18 protein-coding genes and 1 pseudogene are annotated in these 23,676 nt (G+C 41.1%); 17 read left to right on the top strand and 2 right to left on the bottom strand.

What is annotated here, in order from left to right; all coding sequences use genetic code 11:
* The first annotated feature begins 313 nt into the window (after window positions 1–313).
* From IIC38_06745 to IIC38_06820, 16 genes and pseudogenes are all read left to right on the top strand, one after another.
* Window positions 314–2,089 carry a DUF885 domain-containing protein gene (locus tag IIC38_06745; GenBank protein ID MCH8125643.1) on the top strand — a complete coding sequence of 592 codons (1,776 nt, stop codon included), beginning with the start codon at window positions 314–316 and terminating at the stop codon, window positions 2,087–2,089.
* Between the two features lie 15 nt (window positions 2,090–2,104).
* Window positions 2,105–3,370 (top strand): dipeptidase, encoded by a 1,266-nt coding sequence (locus tag IIC38_06750; GenBank protein ID MCH8125644.1) that lies wholly within the window; start codon window positions 2,105–2,107, stop codon window positions 3,368–3,370.
* A 36-nt stretch (window positions 3,371–3,406) separates the two neighbouring features.
* Window positions 3,407–4,618 (top strand): dipeptidase, encoded by a 1,212-nt coding sequence (locus tag IIC38_06755; protein MCH8125645.1) that lies wholly within the window; start codon window positions 3,407–3,409, stop codon window positions 4,616–4,618.
* A gap of 305 nt (window positions 4,619–4,923) precedes the next feature.
* Window positions 4,924–6,393, top strand: a complete 1,470-nt coding sequence (locus tag IIC38_06760) for an aminotransferase class V-fold PLP-dependent enzyme (GenBank protein ID MCH8125646.1) — start codon at window positions 4,924–4,926, stop codon at window positions 6,391–6,393.
* Window positions 6,394–6,437: 44 nt separating this feature from the next.
* Window positions 6,438–7,103 (top strand): class I SAM-dependent methyltransferase, encoded by a 666-nt coding sequence (locus IIC38_06765; GenBank protein ID MCH8125647.1) that lies wholly within the window; start codon window positions 6,438–6,440, stop codon window positions 7,101–7,103.
* 161 nt (window positions 7,104–7,264) lie between these two features.
* Window positions 7,265–7,471 (top strand): type II toxin-antitoxin system HicB family antitoxin, encoded by a 207-nt coding sequence (locus tag IIC38_06770; GenBank protein ID MCH8125648.1) that lies wholly within the window; start codon window positions 7,265–7,267, stop codon window positions 7,469–7,471.
* Window positions 7,468–7,647, top strand: coding sequence for a type II toxin-antitoxin system HicA family toxin (locus IIC38_06775; GenBank protein MCH8125649.1), 180 nt, complete (start codon window positions 7,468–7,470; stop codon window positions 7,645–7,647). Before IIC38_06770 ends, IIC38_06775 begins: the two co-directional genes overlap by 4 nt.
* Window positions 7,648–7,759: 112 nt before the next feature.
* Entirely contained in the window at window positions 7,760–8,095 is a 336-nt protein-coding gene (locus IIC38_06780; protein MCH8125650.1) for a transcriptional regulator, read from the top strand.
* A 95-nt stretch (window positions 8,096–8,190) separates the two neighbouring features.
* The gene (locus IIC38_06785; protein ID MCH8125651.1) at window positions 8,191–11,013 is read left to right on the top strand and encodes an insulinase family protein; all 2,823 of its coding nucleotides are present in this window, start codon (window positions 8,191–8,193) and stop codon (window positions 11,011–11,013) included.
* Window positions 11,014–11,447: 434 nt separating this feature from the next.
* Window positions 11,448–11,603 (top strand): hypothetical protein, encoded by a 156-nt coding sequence (locus tag IIC38_06790; GenBank protein ID MCH8125652.1) that lies wholly within the window; start codon window positions 11,448–11,450, stop codon window positions 11,601–11,603.
* Between the two features lie 64 nt (window positions 11,604–11,667).
* A complete protein-coding gene (locus IIC38_06795; protein MCH8125653.1) occupies window positions 11,668–12,363 on the top strand; it encodes an amino acid racemase in 696 nt (231 codons plus the stop codon).
* A 238-nt stretch (window positions 12,364–12,601) separates the two neighbouring features.
* On the top strand, window positions 12,602–13,492 hold the full coding sequence (locus IIC38_06800) for a DNA-3-methyladenine glycosylase 2 (GenBank protein MCH8125654.1): 891 nt from the start codon (window positions 12,602–12,604) through the stop codon (window positions 13,490–13,492).
* 152 nt (window positions 13,493–13,644) lie between these two features.
* Window positions 13,645–13,998, top strand: a pseudogene (locus IIC38_06805) (hypothetical protein).
* Window positions 13,999–14,157: 159 nt separating this feature from the next.
* On the top strand, window positions 14,158–15,477 hold the full coding sequence (locus tag IIC38_06810) for a GTPase (GenBank protein MCH8125655.1): 1,320 nt from the start codon (window positions 14,158–14,160) through the stop codon (window positions 15,475–15,477).
* Window positions 15,478–15,492: 15 nt separating this feature from the next.
* Complete coding sequence (locus IIC38_06815) at window positions 15,493–15,951, top strand: GNAT family N-acetyltransferase (protein ID MCH8125656.1); 459 nt, start codon at window positions 15,493–15,495, stop codon at window positions 15,949–15,951.
* A gap of 12 nt (window positions 15,952–15,963) precedes the next feature.
* Window positions 15,964–16,377, top strand: coding sequence for a DUF3052 family protein (locus IIC38_06820; protein MCH8125657.1), 414 nt, complete (start codon window positions 15,964–15,966; stop codon window positions 16,375–16,377).
* Window positions 16,378–16,552: 175 nt separating this feature from the next.
* Here IIC38_06820 and IIC38_06825 read toward each other — a convergent pair whose 3' ends face one another.
* Window positions 16,553–17,815, bottom strand: coding sequence for a dipeptidase (locus IIC38_06825; protein MCH8125658.1), 1,263 nt, complete (start codon window positions 17,813–17,815; stop codon window positions 16,553–16,555).
* A 306-nt stretch (window positions 17,816–18,121) separates the two neighbouring features.
* Window positions 18,122–19,228 (bottom strand): carboxylate-amine ligase, encoded by a 1,107-nt coding sequence (locus IIC38_06830; protein MCH8125659.1) that lies wholly within the window; start codon window positions 19,226–19,228, stop codon window positions 18,122–18,124.
* A 441-nt stretch (window positions 19,229–19,669) separates the two neighbouring features.
* Here IIC38_06830 and IIC38_06835 point away from each other — a divergent pair, with 441 nt between their 5' ends.
* Entirely contained in the window at window positions 19,670–22,984 is a 3,315-nt protein-coding gene (locus IIC38_06835) for a PD40 domain-containing protein (protein ID MCH8125660.1), read from the top strand.
* Window positions 22,985–23,676: the final 692 nt, after the last annotated feature.

Here is a 23,676-nt window from a genome sequence, read left to right on the forward strand (position 1 = left end):
TCTCCTTAAACAAGCACATGAAATTGTTTTTTCCAAATTATCTAAAAAGCTCCGAACTTCTTTGAATAAAGAAGATTTGATTAACCTGGATAATTCATAGCGCAGCTTAAGGCTGTAAACTAACAATATACTTTAACTAATCTAGATGTTCATTTTTAGACAGGATAAACAGGATTATCAGGATATAAATCCAGTATATCTTGTTAATCCTGTCAAAAAATGAATAATTCAAATTAAGAGAAAATGAATATTTTTCTTGCTTAAGTCTTTCCGACTCTGTAAGTTTTTTTAAAACATAAATTATAGGTATATTATGAGTTTAGATATTCGCTCCAATTCCAAAGTACTGGTATTTCTGCTAGCCACTCTACCCTTTTCATTACAAAATCCAACCCAGGCACAAAATAATAATCAAACACAAATAACAATTAGCCAAACCAACAATACTATTATTTTCCGAGCCCAAGTTGATCGTTACCTGGAATTGAGAAGAAGCATATTGGACCCCTCCTTAAATCTATCCAATATGAGACATGAAGAAGACGCCAAACTGGCCTTGGAATCATTATCGATGTTTGAAAAAGAAATGAGCCAGACGCTTAGTGGGCTCAATTTATCGTTAGATGATAAAATCGACCATATTTTAATACGAAACAAAATATCCGACTATCGTGATCGGATACAGCAAAGTCTCCAGGACGAAAAAATCATTCTTGATATTTTACCTGCAGCAAATTTGCGCCTGCGCCTTCCGGATTTAACCGGGTTGGTTGAGGATAGCGATCTTGAAACCGGGCTTCGCGAATTAAAAATAGCACAAACCCAAATCCCCGCGCCCTGGGCCCCAATGCCGGAGAACCAAAGATTAAGCATCATTCGGGCAATCTCCAGGCGTTCAGAAATTCTCTCCCGGGAAGTGAACACCTGGTATGGCCGGGTTAAAAATCGATTTCCCCAAAAAGCGGAATCGGCGGAAAAACCGGTGTCGGCCGTCCAAAAAGGACTAAAAGCGTTTTCCGAGCAACTTACCAAAGAAGTGATACCCGATTTGCAAAAAACTGAGGCTGCCTGGGGAAGTCCGGTAGGGCACGATAGATTTGTCTCTTTGCTCCGAACCCGGCACATGATTTATGAATCTCCCGAACAGCTTTTGCAAATGGGCAAAACACAGTTAGCGGAGATCCATGAACAAATCAAACAAATTGCGAGAAAGATTAACAGAAGGAAGTCCGCCGAAGAAGTATGGGAACAGCTAAAAACTGAGCATCCATCTCGTGAAGAACTGCCCAAATTTGCATATGATGAGATGCAAAAATCACTAAAGTTATTGCTCGAGACAGACGCCGTTACCATACCGGAAAATGCCCGCAACAATGTGATGCTCATTACGGAAGGAAGAACTTTTGACACCTACCCATTTGGCGGTTATGGCGGATTTAAATTAAAAGGTAAAGAGTTTATTGGCCGCTTTATGACCAGTCCGCCCAAAGCAGATATGGATGCAGATGCGGCTGAAGCGCGATTGCGCGGCAATAATTATTACTGGGCCAGGGTGGTCGCCGTGCATGAAATTTACCCGGGACACCATTTACAAAATGTTACCAAAAGACTGAAAGCGCGACCGATGCGAAGGGACTATAGTACAACCACCTTGAGCGAAGGTTGGGGCTTATACAGCGAGCAGATGATGTATCGTTTGGGATTTTTTCCGGATGACAAAACCACTATGGCAATGTTGATGATGCGCGCCTGGCGTGCATCCAGAATTGTCATCGATGTGAGTTTACACCTGGGTAGAATGTCTTTTGATGAGTGCGTGCAATTTTTGGTCGACAATGTGGATATGGATAAGGAAAATGCCACCGCCGAAGTGCGCAGGTATTTAGGCAACCCAACCAGGCCATTGAGTTATCTTTATGGCTACAATCAAATTGAACGACTGAGACTGGACTTTATGAAAATGCGAGGCGATCAATTCACCGATAAAGAATTTCACGACACTTTTTTAACTTATGGGTCGATACCCATTCCGTTAATCCGATCGGGAATGTTGGGTGACCCTTTACCTGAAATCAACTTGACTAACTAACTTTGGAGGAGAAAAATGAAGAATCGAACTATCCAATCCATATTAACTCCCTTAATTCTTTTTGGATTGATTAGCTGCCAGGGCAACTATGCAAGTAAGTCCGAAGACGAACTTATGAAAAAAGCAAAAGAAATCCATGCCAGGATATTAACAATAGACACTCACGATGATATCCCCCCTACCTTTGCGACGGACGAGGTCGATCCCGGAGTTGATGGTAGTAGACAGGTAGATTTGCCTAAAATGAAGAGCGGTGGATTGGATGTTGCTTTCTTCATCGTTTATGTTGGCCAGACCGAAAGAACCCCGGAAAACTACCAGGAAGCAAAAGATGCAGCTATGGTGAAATTTAATGCTATTCATCGCATGACCGAAGAAATGTACCCGGATAAAATAGAATTGGCACATTCGGCGGATGATATTGAAAGGATCAATCAAAGCGGCAAACTGGTAGCCTGTATCGGTATCGAAAATGGCTATGTGATCGGCAAGGATTTATCGCTTTTGCAGAAATACTACGATCTCGGCGCTCGTTATATTACTTTGGCACATGGCGGCCATAATGATATTTGCGATTCTGCAACGCCGCGGGAAAACCTGGGTGACGGGGAAAGTGAGCATAACGGAGTGAGTGAATTCGGCAAAGAAGTGATCGCGGAAATGAACCGGTTAGGCATTATGGTGGATGTCTCCCATATCTCCAAAAAAGCCATGTTGGATGCGGTTGCACTAACGAAATCACCTGTCATAGCCTCACATTCAAGCGCGAGGGCATTGTGTGATCATCCAAGGAATTTGGATGATGAGCAACTCCTTGCTTTGAAAGAAAACGGTGGAGTGATGCAGACCGTTGCATTTCGTAGATATGTAAAGGAGGACGTCCCTGAAAAAATTGCTGCCAGAGATTCCATTTGGGAGGCAATGGGGATTACAAGTTTTTCCGCATTGAGAGATCTTAGCGACGAAAAGAGAACTGAATATCGTGCCAGTTTGTCAGAATTAGATGAAAAATGGCCATCTGCAAATGTAAAAGATTTCGTCGACCATATCGACCATGCAGTCAAATTAATCGGCATTGACCATGTTGGAATCAGCTCGGATTTTGACGGCGGCGGTGGCGTGGATGGCTGGAATAATGCCGGTGAATCTTTGAACCTGACCGTAGAATTGGTTCGTCGAGGCTATTCAGAGGAAGATATTGCTAAATTGTGGGGCGGTAATTTATTGCGCGTTTTGCGTGAAAACGAACGAATTGCAAAAGAGTTACAGACATCGAGTTAATTATATCATGTGCGTTTAAAATTTAGGAGTTCAGTAATGAAATTAAATCATCTTCGTCCATTTTTATTTTTATGCCTGGTTGTGATTTTCAGCTCCTGTTCGAAAAATTTAAAAGATGAAGCAGATAAAATTGCCCAAAGCACAATCATTCTAGACGGCCACGTTGATATCCCCTATCGTCTGAACAATAAAATGGAGGATATTTCACAAAGAACCGAAGGCGGAGATTTTGATTTTGTTCGCGCAAAGAAAGGTGGGTTGAACGCTCCGTTTATGTCTATTTATATTCCAGCTGAAAAAGAAGAAGAAGGAACTGCCAAAAAATTTGCAGATTATCTGATCGACATGGTGGAAAAAATAGCGGCGGATTCGCCGGATAAATTCGCCGTCGCAACTTCAGTTGCGGATGTTCACAGCCAGTTTGAAAAGGGAGTCATTTCTTTGCCAATGGGTATGGAAAACGGCGCGCCAATCGAAGGTGATTTGAAGAATGTCGAATACTTTTACAACCGCGGCATTCGTTACATTACATTAACCCATTCAAAGAACAACCATATCTGTGATTCATCATACGATCCTGAAAAAAAATGGAACGGCTTAAGCCCATTCGGTAATGAGGTTGTGAAAGAGATGAACCGGGTTGGCATTATGATAGATGTTTCCCACATTACGGACGACACATTTTACCAGGTTATGGAGATAACCCAGGCCCCGGTCATTGCTTCCCATTCTTCCTGTCGTGCTTTTACTCCGGGTTTTATGAGAAATATGGATGACGAAATGTTAAAAAAATTGGCCGAAAATGGCGGTGTCATTCAAATCAATTTTGGCTCCTCGTTTCTGGATGGCGAAATCCAAAAAAAATACGATGAAGCATTCGCAGCCTCTGCAGAATATGCCAAGGAAAATAACCTCAATGCAGACGATCCAAAACTGGATGAATTTATGAGCAAATATAAAGAGGAACACAATATAGGCTTCGCCGATATTACTGATATTGTCAAGCATATCGATCATGTTGTAAATTTAATCGGAATCGATCATGTCGGAATTGGCTCCGATTTTGATGGTGTGGGCGACTCGTTACCCACCGGCATGAAAGACGTGTCCATGTATCCAAATCTCATTCATGAGCTGCTGAAAAAAGGATACTCCAGGGAAGACATCGTAAAAATTTGTAGCGGCAATGTATTCCGGGTTTGGTCCGAAGTGGAGGCGACTGCAAAGAGGTTACAGACATCCAGTTAGTTGGAGGAATTGTCTAAACCCTGATTAATAGAAGTAATAAGTTGACATGATTTTTTAAAAGAGAACATATCCTCTAAATATCTGTTTGGTCCTAAAATCCATGGAATCATGGTTCAGACAATAAATACACAGGCAAGGATTTCTGTGCTTCTTTAGGTTATATTGCCGCTCTCCCTGTCTCCTTTTTTTTCGTTTTTCCGTTTCACATTCCCGCTAGTCTAATATTTATTTTCACATAATGTAACAAAAAACTCTACATTTTTAAATTCTATTCGATTATATTAAATGTGATAATGGAGAAATGAATGACCGATTTAGAAAAATATTTTGAAAAGTTTAGAAAGAATATTATCGGCTACGACCAACTCTTTCAAACTCCATATGGTGAGAAAAAAGTCGTTTATGCCGACTGGACGGCAAGCGGGAGACTCTATAAACCCATCGAGCGAAAGATTTGTGAAACGTTTGGACCCTTTGTTGGCAATACACATTCAGAATCCAGCGTAACCGGCACCTGTATGACCAAAGCCTATCACCTGGCTCATGAGAAAATTAAACAGCACGTAAATGCAAATTCTGATGATGTAATCATTACTACGGGTTTTGGAATGACAGCAGCAGTTAATAAATTTCAGCGTATTTTAGGGATCAAAGTTCCGGAACAGCTTAAACATTTCATCAAATTTAATGAAACCGATAGACCCGTTGTTTTTATCACCCACATGGAACATCACTCCAACCAAACCTCATGGCTGGAAACCCTGGCCGAAGTTGTTTTCATTGAACCAGACCGTGAAGGGTTTGTTGATTTCAACCATTTTCAAACGCTTCTGGACAAATACAAGAATCGCAAATTTAAAATCGGATCGTTTACCGCTTGCTCGAATGTTTCGGGCATACAACCGCCTATCCACAAATTAGCAAAAATGATGCACGAAAATGGCGGATATTGCTTTATCGATTACGCCGCTTCTGCACCCTATGTAAAAATCGATATGCATCCAGGCGATCCGATGGAAAAATTAGACGCGATATTTTTTTCTCCCCATAAATTTCTAGGCGGTCCGGGAACATCGGGCGTTTTGATTTTTGACTCAGCACTGTATCACAACCGCGTGCCAGATCATCCTGGCGGAGGAACGGTTAATTGGACCAATCCCTGGGGTTCTCATAGCTATATATCCGATATTGAAGCTCGCGAAGATGGCGGAACGCCAGGCTTTCTTCAAGCCATTAAATCAGCCTTATGCATTCAACTAAAAGAAGAAATGACACCCAACAAAATGTTAGCGCGCGAAAAGGAATTGCTTAAAATTGCTTTTGCAGGTCTGCGCAAAATTCCTGGCCTCACGCTTCTTGCAGATAACTGTGAAAATCGCTTGGGCATTCTTTCATTCTATATTGACGGTATCCACTACAACCTGCTTGTCAAAATGCTGAACGATCGCTTCGGCATTCAAGTCCGCGGCGGCTGTTTCTGTGCCGGGACCTATGGCCATCTCCTGCTTCATGTGGACTATTATCGTTCCAAGCGAATCAGTGACCTAATCGATGAAGGGGATTTGTCCGCAAAACCCGGCTGGGTACGCATGTCGATTCATCCTACATCGACAAACGATGAAGTCTATTATATAATCGATGCAATTGATCAGTGCGCTAAAAATCATGACAAATGGGAAAAAGAGTATCGATATTCAAGTCAACTAAATGAATACCAATGTATTTTAGGTGAAGATATCCAGGTGCAAAAAGTTGAAACCTGGTTTGAATTGTAAATTCCATCTTCTCCCAGTCTTTCTAGTATCCCAATAAAATTCTGATGAAAGACTCACATCTTTTAACACCACAGCAAACTCGCGAATTTTACAACAAATTTGGCATCAAACAAGATTCACAGCGTTTCTACGAGCAAACTGCGATTGATGATCTTATTGCGCATTCGAATTTTATAGAATGTCATTCAATTTTTGAATTCGGATGTGGCACCGGTCGATTTGCACAAGAATTATTGTCGGGCTGTCTACCACAAGATACAATTTATGTTGGACATGATATCAGCCAAACAATGGTACAGCTAACAGAGAACAAAATCCGGCAATTCGGTGATCGAGCTAAAGTACATTTGATAGATGGTTCGGTCAAATTGGAATTGGCTAATTATCAATTTGACCGGGTTGTATCCATGTATGTGATGGACCTACTGCCGTTTGACCGCATTGAACTTTTTCTTAATGAAGCACAACGCATTCTCGCTGCGGATGGTCTCCTTTGTCTCACCGGATTAACTTTTGGAAAAACACCACTATCCGGATTTGTCACGTGGTTTTGGTCGAGAATCCATCGTTTTAAGCCAAGTTTAGTAGGGGGTTGCAGACCTGTGCACTTAGCCGAAATTCTACCCGAGGCACATTGGCGGGTTGTTCACTCCAATGTTGTTACGTCCTGGGGAATTTCTTCTGAAGTTCTTATCGCAAAAAAGGTTTAATGATTCGTCATCAACTACCCATGTATAATTCCAACATCAAAGTTTTGCAAATTATCAAGCTACTTCTCATAGATTAGAATAATTCTAATTTATTTTAAATATATTGAAAAGGAACTAATAATTTTTATAAGTTTAATGACTAATTCGATAGGAGTAAAATTATGGTGAGAAACTTTTCTTTAGAATATTGGCGAGATAAAAGTTGGTATGTTGGTAAATTAAAAGAAGTTCCAGGTGTTTTTAGTCAAGGGGAAACACTTGAAGAACTTGAGGAAAACATAAAAGAAGCATACCAATTAATGATGGAAGAAGAGATTTCTTTACCTGGTAAAGATATTTATATTAAAGAGATCGGGGTTAATATTTGAAGCGAGGGGCTTTTATTCGCAAACTTACAAAAGCAGGATGTTCTTTAAAAAGGCACGGTAAAAAACACGATATTTACATAAATTCGAAAAATGGGAAGAAAGCACCTGTTCCGAGACATTCAGAAATAAAAGAGACACTCTGTGAATTAATAAAAAACCAACTCGGAATAAAATAAAAAAAGTAGTTACAATTTATATAGAACTTCGAAACGCACAAAGAAACGGCAAAAGAATGATATTGAAAAGGCCAAAGAACTAATGGCCGAATATAAGGCCAGGAGATAACCTATGGTACTTACACGTGACTACAAAAACACGATTAGGGAGCGAGCTACTAGAGATCCTAACTTTGCGGTTTCCTTGATGAATGAAGCTGTTACCGCTTTCTTGGAAGGTGAGCCTGAAGTAGCGCGCGTAGTGTTGCGAGAATCAGTGAACGCAACTATAGGATTTGAATCATTAGCACAGGAGTTAAACAAGCCAAGCAAAAGCGTCCATCGTATGCTGTCTCCGAAAGGGAACCCAACAATGGATAACCTGACCAGAATTTTTACCATTCTTCAGGCTAAGTTAAATTTTGAAGTTGAAGTTAAACTATCAACTCATATCAAGCGGACAGCATAACACCTTATCCTTAACTGATTCAGTTAGTTTTAAGTTTATATACTTTCTGTTAATTAATTTCTGGGTTGTATAAATAAAATTAAAAGGAAAAAATAATGAAATCTAAACATCTCCTTAGCTTTTGGATTTTAATCTTTAGTTTCACAACAGCAATCTGCCAGGATATTTCCATTCCGGATGATCTAAAAACCATCATGCCGATCGATGCAAAAATCATCAAAGGCAAATTCGATAATGGACTTACTTACTATATCCGACAAAACAAGAAGCCGGAAAACCGGGTTGAGCTGCGCCTTGTAGTGAAAGCCGGCTCTATTCTGGAAGACGACGACCAGCAAGGATTGGCACACTTTGCAGAGCATATGGCATTTAACGGCACCAAAAATTTTGCCAAACAAAAATTAGTGAATTACCTGGAATCCATAGGCATGCGTTTTGGCCCTGATTTAAACGCCTATACAAGTTTTGATGAAACCGTTTATATGCTACAGGTTCCAACTGACACCCTGAAAATTGTGGAAAAAGCTTTCCAGATTTTGGAAGACTGGGCATCGGCGGTCACATTCGATGAGGAAGAAATCGATAAGGAACGCGGCGTAGTCATCGAAGAATGGCGGCTTGGGCAAGGCGCCAGTAACCGAATGCGCGAAAAACAACTCCCTATCCTTTTGAAAGACTCACGCTATGCCGAACGAATGCCGATTGGTAAAAAAGAAATCCTGGAAACATTCAAACCGGAAACTTTACTCCGGTTTTATTCCGATTGGTATCGCCCGGATCTAATGGCTGTTATTGCGGTTGGCGATTTTGAAGTGGATTGGATCGAAAGTTTAATTAATGATCATTTCAGCAAATTGAAAAATCCCGATCCGGTTAAAGAGCGTGCTAATTATCCTGTTCCGGACCACCAGGAAACATTGTTTGCATTAGCATCGGATGTGGAAGCATCCGGCTCAAGCGTGACTATCTATTATAAGCATGATATTGAACCCGAGGGCACGCTTGCGGATTACCGGAGACAGCTCGTCGATATCCTTTACAATAACATCTTAAACCAACGACTAAATGAATTAACAAAACAAGCCGAACCCCCTTTTCTGTACGGCTATTCCAGCAGCAGCAGGTTTATTGGGCCGAAAGATGTCTATTTATTGGGAGCAGGTGTGAAAGACAATGGCCTCAGCACCGGTTTAAATGCACTATTGACCGAGGCTGCTCGAATGGAACAATTCGGCATTGTCGAAACCGAATTAGAGCGACAAAAAATCTCCATGCTGCGTTCGATTGAACGGGCTTACATTGAACGTGACAAAAGTGAGTCAAGAGGTTATGCCGCCGAATTCATTCGAAATTTTTTGTATGACGAACCCATCCCCGGAATAGAATATGAATATGCTCTTTTCAATAAATATGTGCCGGACTTCACGGTTGAAGAAGTAAACCGGGTTGCGGGAAAATGGATTCGGGATGAAAATCGAGTCATAATGACTAATACACCCGAAAAAGAAGGGCTCATTCAACCCACAGAAGAATCCCTGGAACTTGTTTTTGTAGAGGTGCAAAATTCTGAAATCACTCCGTATGAAGACATGGTATCTAATCTGCCGTTGCTAAGCGAATCCCCCACTCCGGCAAAGATTGTTGAGAGTAAAGAAATAACTTCTATCGGTGTAACGGAATGGCAGCTTTCCAATGGGATTCGGGTTGTTTTGAAACCCACTGATTTTAAGAATGATGAAATTTTATTTACTTCTTACAGTCCCGGTGGTCATTCTTTAGTGGAAGACGATGCCTATATTGCAGGCGTCACTTCATCTATGATCAGCCAGCAGTCAGGATATGGAAATTTCAATTTGATTGAATTGCAAAAATTATTAACCGGAAAAGTGGTACGGGTTAGTCCTTTCATTGGGGAGCTTTATGAAGGTATTTCCGGCAGTGCATCACCTAAAGATTTGGAAACTCTTTTTCAGCTAATTTACCTATCAGTCACATCGGCAAGATACGACAGCACTGCTTTTCAATCCATAAAATCACGTTACCAGGGATTTCTGGAAAACCGTGAAGCCAGGCCGGAAACTGCCTTTCAGGATACTCTTCAAGTAACCCTCTCGCAATATCATCTGCGCAGCCGTCCCTGGTCCAAGGAAACTTTAGACAAAATGGATTTGAGCAAATCATTTGAAATTTATAAAGATCGATTTACAGATTTTAGTGATTTCACATTTTTCTTTGTAGGTAATTTTGATCTTGAAACAATGGAACCCTTTGTTAAAACTTACCTGGGGGGCTTGCCTTCAACACAGCGAAAAGAAAATTGGCGTGATGTTGGCGTCAGGCCGCCGAAGGGTGTCATCGAAAAAACTGTTAAAAAAGGCCTCGAGGAAAAAAGCCAGGTTCGTTTGGTATTCACAGGGCCGTTTAAATGGGATCGTACGGATCGCTATCATATGATTTCGATGGCGAGTGCGTTAAGGATCAAGCTACGAAAAGCGCTTCGTGAAGACCTTGGCGGGACTTATGGTGTCGGTGTAAACGCCGGGACATCACATTACCCAAATGAAGACTATTCGATATCGATTAGCTTCGGTTGCGCCCCGGATAGAGTCGATGAGCTCACCCAAGAAATTTTCACACAAATTGACAGCCTTAAATCCTTTGGCATCGATGATGAAACGGTTACAAAAGTTAAAGAGGCACAAAAGAGAACGAGGGAAATCGACCTTAAAAAAAATGGATTTTGGTTGAGCATACTTCAGTTTTATTACCAGCACGATATTGATCCTGTTTCAGTCCTGGATTTTGATGAAAGACTGAAAAATCTTTCTGCCTCCGATATGCAAAAATCAGCACAAAAATATTTTGATTTGAATAATTATGTGAAGGTTGTTTTATTACCTGAAGATAGCGGGAAATAATATTTCATTGGGTAGAAGGTAAAACTACATGTTAAAAATAAAAGCAAAAAAAGTTAATTCAGCTATGGGCTTAATTAATTAGCCTCAATGAGCTTAATAAATTAATAGAAAAAGTAAAAAAACTGAAGATGTAGAACTTACTTTAGTTAAGACAGACCTTTCAGTTGAAGGTATTATGAAATTAGAAGATGATAGTGGTGCATACGATTTTCTGAACGATCCGAGAGAAGATATATATTCTGTATCAGATTTAAAGGTCAGATACAAATGAAACGTGGTACTATTATCCTAACACCCTTCCCATTTACAGACCTGCATGGAAGTAAAGTTCGACCAGCTCTGATCATATCAAATGACAAAAGAAAAGGTGAAGATTTAATTATTACTTTTATTCATCAATCGTTGATCAAATTAAACTTCAAGAAACTGATATCTTGGTAAGAGAAAGCGATAAAGGATTTTTACAATCCGGCTTGAAAACTTCTTCCGTTATAAAAGCTGATAAATTAGCAACAATTAATAGAAATATTATTCTAGGGGAATTAGGTTCTTTAATCAAAAAAACGATGGTGAAAGTTGGGGAAAAATAAAGGATGTATTGGATTTACCATAAAAACGAATTGTTTTTAAAAGAATATTTGATGAGTGATCTCTATGTCTAAACATATTGGAATTGTTGCCTGCAGCGCTGAAGGAGCAGCGCTTTGTTACCGAACGATCTGCTCCGAAGCTCCGGCAATTTTAGGTGAGCACCGCCATCCGGAAATAACCATGCATACGTACCCACTCTCCGACTACATGGATGCCATTTACGAGAATAATTGGGACAAAGTGGGTCAACTAATGTCTGCCTCGGCTAATATTCTTGCAAATGCCGGAGCCGAATTTGCCATATGTCCTGATAATACTATCCACCAGGCATTCGGGTTTGCAACAAAATATTCTTCAATTCCCTGGCTTCACATTGCAAAAGTGGTTGCTGAAAACGCAGTGACGAAAGGATTTTCTCACCTGGGTATTTTGGGTACTCGCTATCTGATGGAAGGACCTGTCTACTCACAAATTTTAGAAGAATTCAATATTAAGCATTCTATCCCTTCGGAATTGGCCAGGGAAAAAATCAATCAATACATTTTCAAAGAACTTGTTAATGCTGTTTTCACAAACGACACGCGGCAATATTTCCATCACGAAATTGAAAACCTCCGGGACCTGGGTTGCGATGCAGTTGTTTTAGGATGTACAGAGATTCCATTACTCGTCGATCCCAATCAATCAGTTTTACCAGTTCTTGATTCAACCAGGCTGCTGGCTAGTGCCGCGCTCGAAAAATCTTTGCAAACGGTTTAGCCTTTCGTGGATTTACCAATAATTACCTTGATTTATTCATTGCCTCCAAGTCTCAAAGGCTCAAAACTTTTAAAAATAATAACTTAGAGAGATTGTCTTACTATTTTAATCCAAAATCAGTTTATACCACTCTTCAATAATAATTTTAATATTCTTACAGACTTCGCGCCTTTGTGGCAAAAATTCATGAATTGTGCAAGTTACTTACATGCTTTCATTTTAATTCCAAGAATCTACAATGCAACAAAATATAGCAACTGCTGATGAGGTCAATTTTGAGCACACCTTATGGCGCTTTCAAGCTTTTGGGGAGGATGCGGCAAATTTTTTTGATGGCATAATTTTCAGAAAAGTGATCCATTTAAATGAAGATTTAACTATTCTTTCGCTGAAAAGAAATTCTCACCAAATACTTTTGGGGATCGATCCTGTCCCAAAATCAGAATCCGATTTAAACCAAATAATCGATATTAGTAAATACATCTTGGGTCTCAATTTCCCCCTGCAGGATTTCTATGAATTTACAAAATCAGATCCAATACTTTCTGATCTAACCAAAAAATTCACCGGGTTGCGTCCCACTCTTACACCTAATTTATTCGAAGCGCTGGTAACTTCCATTACTGCACAGCAAATCAACTTACGGTTTGCATTCTCAGTCAGAAGCAGACTTGTTAAAGCATTTGGTGAATCAATTGAACTTAAGGGTCAAACGTATTATGCATTCCCAACTCCAGAACGTCTAGCTATGGCTAATCCTGATTTTTTAAAAAAACTACAGCTCACGACGAGAAAATCAGAATACATTATTGGCATTGCTGAAGAGATAGCGACAGATAAACTAAACTTAGCGGCATTCCCTGGCATGCCGGACGATGAAATTTCCCAAACGCTATTACCAATGCGCGGGATCGGGAGATGGACAGTCGACTGGCTTTTGGCAAGAGGCCTTGGTCGCGGCAATGCTGTCCCGATTGGAGATTTAGGTGTTCGTAAAGCCATCCAGAAGTTTTATTTCAACGGCGAAAAAAAATCAGAGGAAGAACTAAGAAAATTCGCATCTAAATGGGGAGAATTCTCGAACCTTGCAATCCATTATCTACTGAAGGGTTTAATGCTGGGGATATAAAAGAAATTAACTTTAAGCACTCTAAACTTATTAGGCAATTCAAGAAAAATCATTTATTTGCAACAGTCCTATAATCAAAATCTCGTTTGAAATAAATTTTTTAAAACCATATTTTCAGTGATGATTTGGCCAATTCTCATGGAGGAAATCCAATGTTCGTAACTTTATTAATTGTGACATTTTTGATTGCCTTTTGTGTGTCTTTTATCGTAATTCGCATGTTCAGTAATCCGATTGAAGGGATCCTACAACGGATTATTGCCGATGAGATCAGTGTCGCCTAGTTAAAATATCTAAAGTTTGCGATTCTTGTGGTTGGTATTTCCAAAGGAGTCAGAATCTGGAAATTAGAACAATACATTATACCCCAAACTACCGATAATCAAAGAGTGCTGGAATTAAATACAGACCGGTGGATATTGGAAGTTTAGCGCACTATAATCGAAACTTTACAATGAATTGTCTTGGCTCCTTTTGGTTTTTTAATTTTTGCATTGATAGCTTAGGTGATTGTACGAATATTTGAAATCAAAAAAGAAAACGAATAACAAATGATGAATTTTGACCAGCAAAAAAGTCACCCTGAGCGGAGTCGAAGGGTTTCTAATTTTTAACTTTTTACAATAGGATCTGAATCAATATAACATTAAAACAAGAGAGGTTTTATGCCTAAACGTGTGCTGATCTTAGGTGCTGCGGGACGTGATTTTCACAATTTTAACGTTTATTTTCGTGATAATGAAGAATATGAAGTGGTTGCTTTTACTGCAACCCAGATCCCCAATATCGAAGGACGACTTTACCCACCTGAGCTGGCAGGAACACGTTATCCGAATGGCATCCCTATTAAAGCGGAGAGTGAATTAACCGGGCTGATAAAGGATTTGAAAGTCGATCTTGCCGTGTTCAGCTATAGCGATGTCTCCCATAAATTTGTCATGAATTTGGGTTGCCAGGTCATGGCGGCAGGGGCCGATTATATGCTGATGGGTCCCAAAAACACATCCCTCAAATCCAAAGTACCCGTTGTATCCATTTGTGCATCTCGAACCGGTGCCGGTAAAAGTCAAACCAGTCGCAGGGTTGCAGCCATTCTACATGAAATGGGCAAACGGGTTGTTGCCATACGTCATCCAATGCCATATGGCAACCTGGTGAAACAAGCCGTGCAAAGATTTGCTACGTTTAAGGACCTGGACGACCACGATGTCACCATCGAAGAGCGCGAAGAATATGAACCGCATTTGCGGAATAACCGCATTGTTTATGCCGGCATCGATTATGAAGCGATTTTACGCCAGGCAGAAAAAGAGGCCGATATCATCATCTGGGATGGCGGCAACAATGACCTGCCATTTTATGTCCCCGATTTACATATCGTAGTCGTCGATCCCCATCGGCCGGATCATGCAGAACGATATTATCCCGGCGAAACCAATGTGCGTATGGCCGATGTCATTGTGATTAATAAAATCGATACCGCATCTTCCGATGACGTCGAAACGACTCGCAGAATCGCAATAGAACTCAACCCCAATGCCAAAATTGTCGATGCAGCCAGTCCGATCTTCGTCGAAGATGGCGACCAGATCAAAGGGAAAAAAGTGCTGGTTATCGAAGACGGGCCAACTTTGACTCATGGCGAAATGACTTTTGGCGCCGGCTGGGTTGCGGCCAAGCGCTATGGCGCTGCCGAAATTATCGATCCCCGTCCTTTTGCGGTAGGTACGATCCATGATACTTTTGTGAAGTATCCCAACACCGGGCCTATTCTTCCGGCTATGGGTTACGGCAGCGAACAAACCAAGGATCTGGAGCAAACGATCAATAATTCTAATGCTGATATAGTTTTGGTTGCCACCCCGATCGATATTCGAAATGTGATTCGCCTGGAAAAACCGGGACTGCGCGTGCGTTATGAATTGCAGGAAATCGGCGAGCCCACATTGACAGGTATTCTTTCTGATTTTGTAAAGTCACTTTAGAACAGGGATTCTGTCATACAATTCGAAATCGTTCATGCAAAAAGTGAACACCTGGATCATGTCGTTAACCTGTTTAATGACTACAGGGAGTATTACGAACAAGAACCAAATTTAAAAAAAGCAAGGAATTTCATTAGTGCCCGATTGAGCCGGGAAGATTCTGTTATTTTCCTGGCATTATCAATTGAATCCGATATGAGTATGGCATTAGGATTTACGCAACTCTATCCTTCTTTTTCTTCGGTTTCGACCAAACGGCTTTGGATTTTGAATGATCTGTTTGTCTCAGATGAAGCCCGAAGATTTGGCGTTGCCAGGGCATTAATGGAAAAAGCAAGAAACTTCGCAATTGAAACCGATTCCAAAGGATTAATATTGGAAACTGCTATAGATAACGGACCCGCCCAGGCTTTATATGAATCACTTGGTTATACAAGGGATGATGAATATTATCGCTATTTTTTAAATGTTTGATTTGAGCATGTAATGAAACAACAAGCCGGCTATTCCAAACGGAAACTGGTGCAAAAATTGGGCATTAAAGCAGGCGACAGGATGATCATTCTCAACGCACCAAACAATTATGATCGAATTTTGTCGCCCCTGCCGGATCAAGTGGATCGGAAGGATAAGCTCGATGGCACTTTTGATTTTATCCAGTACTTCACTAAAAGCAAAATCCAACTTGCAGAAGATCTGCCTACTCTTAAGGATCACCTGGTAAAAAACGGCATGATCTGGATCTCATGGCCCAAAATGGCATCCAAAGTTCCCACAGATATGACTGAAGATGAAGTTCGCAGAGCCGCCTTTCCATTACACCTGGTCGACATCAAAGTTTGTGCCGTGGATGAAATTTGGTCTGGATTGAAGCTGGTGATTCGGAAAGAATACCGGTAATCGTGGTTTGGTGATCTATTCATAAACCTTATCACTGTCATCCCGGAGGGATCTATTTTGGCAACTAATTTATACTTACGATTTTACTATTCCCTTTTTATGGAAATAGACCCCGTTGTGTGACGGGATGACAATTAGCCTATATTAACGAGCCGAAGATTTTGTAATTTTTAGCCTAGTTATTCGAAGCAGTAGCCTGCATTTCAGACGCCACACGTTCGACTTCACGCCACACACGCAATAAATTTCCACCCCAAATTTTGGTGATTTCTTCTTCTGAATATCCTCTACGCACCAATTCCAGTGTAACATTGAAGGTTTCACTGGCATCTTTCCAACCCTCGATGCCGCCACCCCCGTCAAAGTCAGAGCTAATTCCGACATGGTCAATGCCAATCAATTTTACTGCGTGATCTATATGATCAACAAAATCCTGTACAGTTGCAGGTGGCCATTTTTCGTTGATCTCATCCCGTCTTTTTCGATAAACGGCTTGCTTTTCATCTGAAAGTTGTCTGATGGCACGACGACCACGAACTCCCAGCTCCTCGAACAATGTTTCCATTGCGGTCTGCTTTTCCGGAGGGTTCTTAACAAAATTACCCAATGCTACTGTTTGTATTACACCACCGTTTGTTTTCAACGCCTGTAACTGCTCATCATCCATGTTGCGTGATACATCGCATAAAGCTCTTGTACTCGAATGGGAAGCAATCACCGGAGCTTTGGACAAGCTTACCGCATCGAGCATAGATTTCTTTGAAATATGGGAAACATCCACCATAATCCCCAATCTATTCATTTCGGCAATTACTTTTTTACCGAACTCGCTGACGCCATTGTGTTCACTTTCGGAATCTCCCAGTTGTTCTCTCGGATTTGCAGAATCACAGATGTCATTGTGACCATTGTGCGCCAGGGTAATGTAACGAGCCCCGAGATCGTGATATTTTTTTAACAGGCTCAGATCTTTGCCAACGACATAACCATTTTCAATGCCGATGCACGCCACAAGCTTACCGCTATTATTTATTCGTACCACATCATCGGCTGTGTAAGCCAGTTCGATTTTATCAGGATACATCTCCTCGGTCATACGATGAATTGCATTGAACTTTGTCATGGCATCTTCTTTGGCCTTCGCATAGTTCTCCGGTGTTCTTTCCGTTTGACCGACAAAGACGATGAAAAACCCGGCATCCAAACCACCTTCGATCATTTTTGGCAGATCCATCTGGCGATCCCCCCGTACGCCCGGATCAACTTCTTCGCTAGCGAATGTGAGTGGAATATCGTCATGAGTATCGATTGTCAGTAGATTTTCGTGAATTCCCCTTGCTTTGGCTGTCAGCTCCTCTTCAGACATCGTAACCTCACACGACAAAAATAATGAGGAAACAATAAGCATCGATAAAATTACAATAACTTTGTGAACCATGATATCTCCTTAAAAATAAGTGCATTGATTGGTGTTGCCTAAACGTTGCTTCTGCGTGATTATTCTAAGGTTGTCAAATTCCCTATTTTTGTCAAGCAAAATATTAAAATTCATTGTCTTTGTTGTATTACTTTGAAGAATCATATAGTAATTATTATAACATGGAGTTTGTTTGTATGAATTTCAGATCGATTATTTTAAAGCATTTGGAAATTGGTCCTTAGAATATTTTTTCGGATTTTGAGATTTTGACTCGTGACTTTAAACTATCTTCTACTTTTTACAAATTAATTCTCTTGATAATCTTTATTCACAACCCATTATAGTTTCATCAGCCAGCATGTCGACAACCGACTCCAGATTGTCTGTTTCCTGGTGTTTCTTTAATTGACGATCTGCACTTGTCCCCTCATTCAATATTGTTCGAATATACTCTACATCTTCACGGCTACCCAGTTCGTCCACGACATCATCAACAAACTCAATGAGTTCAGCGATAAGAAATCTCGCTGGTACTTCTTCTTGTTTACCCAAATCGAGGAGTTTCCCATCAATTCCATCTTTCATAGCCCGCCATTTATTTTCCGCTATCAATTCTCTTCTGTAAATTCTCCAGGTTAGGTTTTTTTTGCGTAATAAGATCAATTTTGCTACAATAGCCTGCACCAATGCCGCAAGTGCAATCACTTCATCAATTTTTGTAGTACAATCGCAAATTCTAAATTCAATGGTATCGAACTTCGGATGAGGCCGTAGGTCCCACCAAATTTTAGTCGGATCTTCTATGCATTTGGTCTTTAACAATGTTTTAACCAGGTTATCATAATCGTCTGCTGTGCGAAAATATTCCGGGATACCGGTTCGGGGAAGATCTCCGAAAATGACTGCACGATATGATTTGAGCCCGGTAAATTTACCGCGCCAAAAAGGCGAGGAGGTTGACAACGCAAAAATATGAGGTGCAAAGTATGTCAATTGATTCATGATATCAATGCGAAGATTTCGATCCGGAATGCCGATGTGGATATGCATGCCAAAAATTAACAACCTACGAGCCAGAATACTCATATTCGCTTCCAAGGTTTTATACCGTTCTTTTTCAGTCACAAGTTGATCTTTCCAACTGGAAAACGGATGTGTTCCTGCAGCTATAATCTTTCGATTGTTCTTTTCTGCAATTTCTGCCACGATACTCCGCAATCGACGAATCTCCTGGCGAGCTTCTTTTATGTTACGGCAAACATGGCTGCCTACTTCAATTTGGGATTGCATAAACTCAGGTTGTACTTGGTCGCGGAATAGAACGGCGCCTTGTTCGAGAAACTTACCTATATATGAAGTGAGTTCCCGAGTATCAGGATCTATTATTTGAAATTCTTCTTCAATGCCGATGGTTAGATCTTCGATCTTCATCAAACCTCCAAACTGTGAACAAATTACTTAATTTACACAGTTTTAAATAAGAAATGCAATAGGTTTTTTGTTTAAGGCTAAATTTGTATTCCAAGCTTGACAATTAAAAACCATATGAGTAATTTTCAGAAATGAAAATTAACCTGATCTATTCATAAACCGCCAAGACGCGAAGGACGCAAAGGATAAAAAACAATATCATATGATAGTTTCTCATTCATAGAGATTGAAATACATCTTATTGTACAAGTACAAAACTGCATGTAAGTGTTCGTTTCTTCGCGATCTTTGCGCCTTTGCGGTAAGAATTTATGAATTATCCAGGTTAATAAAAACTGACTATCTATTACGATAGTAAAAATTAATTTAGCTCATGAATTGAAGTAAGTCGGTTTTACAGTACCATTAATCAATTAAACAACCTTCTAAAGGAGTAGTCTCATGCAAATCAGAATTTTGGCTTTAATCGGCGCTTTTGTGTTAACCCTTTCAACACCTGCCTTTTCAACCAATTTGATCATTCAAGATCAAATAGTGGCAGACACTTCCAAATCCGAAATCAAAAAGAACGACAAAAAGAAAAAATGGGATGTTACCGCTGTACATGGCCCAACTGACTCTGTCAAATTTACCACAACTGAAGGCACCTGGATGAACCTGGATGTCAGTCCGGATGGCAACGAAATCGTCTTCGATTTACTTGGCGATATTTTCACAATCCCGATAACCGGTGGCGATGCAACCTTGGTTTCCGGAGGACCGGCATTTGACGTTCAACCTCGGTATAGTCCGGATGGCAGCAAAATCAGTTTTACCAGCGATCGCGCGGGTGGAGATAATATCTGGATTATGAATCGAGATGGCTCCGATGCAAAACAAATTTCCAAAGAAAAATTTCGGTTATTGAACAATGCGACATGGACGCCGGATGGAAATTACTTGATCGCCCGTAAGCATTTTACCAGCACGCGCTCTATTGGCGCCGGTGAAATGTGGATGTTCCATATTCCAGGCGGTGGAGGCGGACTACAAGTAACCAAGCGTAAAAACGACCAGCAGGATGCCGGTGAACCGGTGGTATCCCCCGATGGCCGTTATTTGTATTTCAGTGAAGATATGAGTGGCGGCAAGACGTTTCAATATAATAAAAATCCATACGGACAAATTTACGTCATTCGGCGCCTGGATATGGAAACCGGAAAACTGACCAATTACATCACCGGGCCTGGCGGCGCGATACGACCCCAGGTATCCCCGGATGGCAAATATCTTTCATTCGTACGCAGAGTCCGGCTCAAAAATGTTTTATATGTCCATGATATCGAAACCTTCGAGCAATGGCCGGTTTATGATAATTTATCCAAAGATCAGCAAGAAACCTGGGCAATTTTTGGTCCTCATCCAAACTACTCCTGGACCCCAGACAGTAAGTATATCGTAGTTTGGGCGAAAGGTAAAATCTGGAATATCAACATTGAAACAAAATCGGCAAACGAAATACCATTTCGTGCTCGCGTTGAGCACAAAATTACCAGTGCATTACATTTTACTTATGATCCGGATCCCGAATCCTTTGATGTGAAAATGATGCGGGATGTCACCACTTCTCCTGACGGCAATTGGATTGTGTTTGGCGCAATTGGCAAATTGTGGAAAAAGAAAATGCCGAATGGCAATGCTGAAAGATTAAGCAAAGATCAAAATTCTGAATTCTACCCGGCGTTCAGCCCGGATGGAAAATGGATTGTTTATACAACGTGGAGCGACCAGGAATTAGGCGCTATTCATAAAATTAAAATGGGTGGTGGCAAATCGACTCAGCTTACTCAGCGAAAAGGCTACTACCATACACCATCGTTTTCACCGGATGGCAAAAAGATTGTATACCGGCGTTCCGGAGGTAATTCTCTTTTAGGATTTTCTTACAGCACAAAGAGAGGTTTATATTGGATTTCATCAGATGGAGGACAAGTATCTCTAATTACGGAAAGTGGTAGAAATCCCCGTTTTAGTGAAGATGGCAACAGGATTTATTATCTAAGCGGCGGCGGACTCGAGAAAAAATATAAGAGTATCGGAATCGACGGCAAGGATGAACGAACGGTTTTTGATTTAAAATACACAAATGGTATTGTCCCGAGTCCGGATGGTAAATGGGTTGCTTTTACCGAATTATTCAATGCCTACATTGCACCATTTCCAAGAACAGGCAAATCCATTTCATTGAACAAAGACACCAAAGCTATTCCGATCAAACGAGTAACCCGTGATGCCGGTAACTATTTACACTGGAGCGGTGATAGCCAGAAACTACATTGGAGTATAGGACCGGAATACTACACCCGGGAATTGAGAGAGTCTTTCCAATTTATCGAAGGGGCTCCAGATTCTCTGCCAAAACCGGATACAACCGGCTTTGTCATCCAATTAAATATTAAGACGGATGTGCCAACAGGTAAAATCGCACTCATTGGCGCAAGGATCATTTCCATGAAGGGAGACGAAGTCATCGAGAACGGCACGATTGTCATCGATCAAAACCGAATTATAGCTGTAGGCCGGGATGTACAGATCCCTGCTGATGCCAAAAGAATTGATGTTTCCGGTAAAACAATTATGCCGGGTATGGTCGATGTGCATGCCCATACCGCTCACTTCACGTCCGGTGTATTAACGTCTCACAATTGGGCTTATTATGCCAATCTTGCCTTCGGCGTTACAACCGTGCATGATCCTTCAGCTAATACGGAAACGGTTTTTACCCAATCGGAAATGGTAAAGGCTGGCAAAATGGTTGGTCCCAGGGTGTTCTCAACCGGGACTATCCTTTACGGAGCTGATGGTGCTTTCAAAGCAGTTGTTAATTCATTGGATGATGCACGCTCTCACTTGAGGAGGATGAAGGCAATCGGCGCTATCTCGGTGAAGAGTTACAACCAACCGCGCAGGGACCAACGGCAGCAGATTATCCAGGCTGCGCGTGAATTAGAAATGCTAGTTGTACCTGAAGGTGGATCGACCTTTTTTCACAACATCAACATGATCCTGGACGGCCATACCGGCATCGAACATTCCATTCCAATTGCTCCGCTCTACAATGATGTGATCTCATTATGGGGTGCCAGCAAGACTGCCTACACACCCACATTTGTCGTCGCGTATGGTGGTTTATCCGGAGAATATTACTGGTACCAAAATACCAATGTTTGGGAAAATGAGCGATTGTTAAATTTTGTCCCCCGGGCATTTGTTGATGCTCGTTCACGGCGGCGGGTTATGGCACATGAAGATGATTTTAATCATATCGATGTGGCAAAAGCTGCCAATAAATTGCGTGCAGCCGGGGTGAACGTCCACATTGGCGCACATGGGCAACTACAAGGTCTGGCTGATCATTGGGAAATCTGGATGATGGTTCAGGGCGGATTTACTCCACTTCAGGCGATCCGAGGAGCCACTTTACATGGAGCTCAATATCTTGGTATGGACAAGGACTTAGGTTCTCTCGAAGTCGGAAAATTGGCTGATTTGGTAGTTCTCGAGAAGAACCCACTCGAAAACATCCGCAATACTGAATTTGTGAAATACGTTATGATCAACGGCCGACTATATGATGCGGAAACCATGAATGAAATCGGCAATCATCCAAAAACAAGACCGCCATTTTATTGGGAGAACCCCAAGACCAGTGAGGCCTATGTATGGCGAGGAGAGGAAATTGGATTTCGGGAGTTTGTTTGTTCATGCAGGCAGTAAATACCAGATGCCAGATACCGGATACCAGATACCAGATGGCGGATGCTGGATGCTGGATGCTAGATGCTGGATGCTGGAAACTAGAGACTGAATGGCTGGAATTCCCCTCTTGAGAGGGGAAGAAAATCCCGTCCGGACGGGATTTTCAGGGGTGTGTAAAAATTGGTACGGAGCCGACATGAATGTCGGTTTACAACTCCGTTTTACGTCTTTGTGCCTTTGTTACTTTGTCACTCTGTGCCTTTGAACACCTAAACAAATCCTAAATTCCAATATGCAATATCCAAAACTTGACAGGATTGTGCTTTGCTAACAAGTAGGACAGACATTCCTGCCTGTCCACACCCAAAGACTCCTACAGACAGGTTCAGACAGATGGTGGTTTATTAATTAAGCTTTAAGCTTATCAGAACAATCAGGCTAAATCGCATCAACACGGTTGATGCATTCCAAAAAAAAACTAAAATTGAATGGCTGCGTTATCAAATAACTAAAACCTCTCAGGTTTTAAAAACCTGAGAGGTTTTCTTTTTTCTTTGTCACTCTGTGTCTCTGTGGTTTTCTCCGTTTGCCCCATTCTCCTATTCCCCGTTTCATGTTTTTCCGTCTGCCGCCTGCCCTGAGACATTATGTTAAAAAGTAATTGTAAATAAAAGAAAAGCTCCTTTCTTACATTAAAGTTAGAAGCAGTA

The organism is candidate division KSB1 bacterium, from assembly GCA_022566355.1.
GTDB lineage: Bacteria > Zhuqueibacterota > JdFR-76 > JdFR-76 > DREG01 > JADFJB01.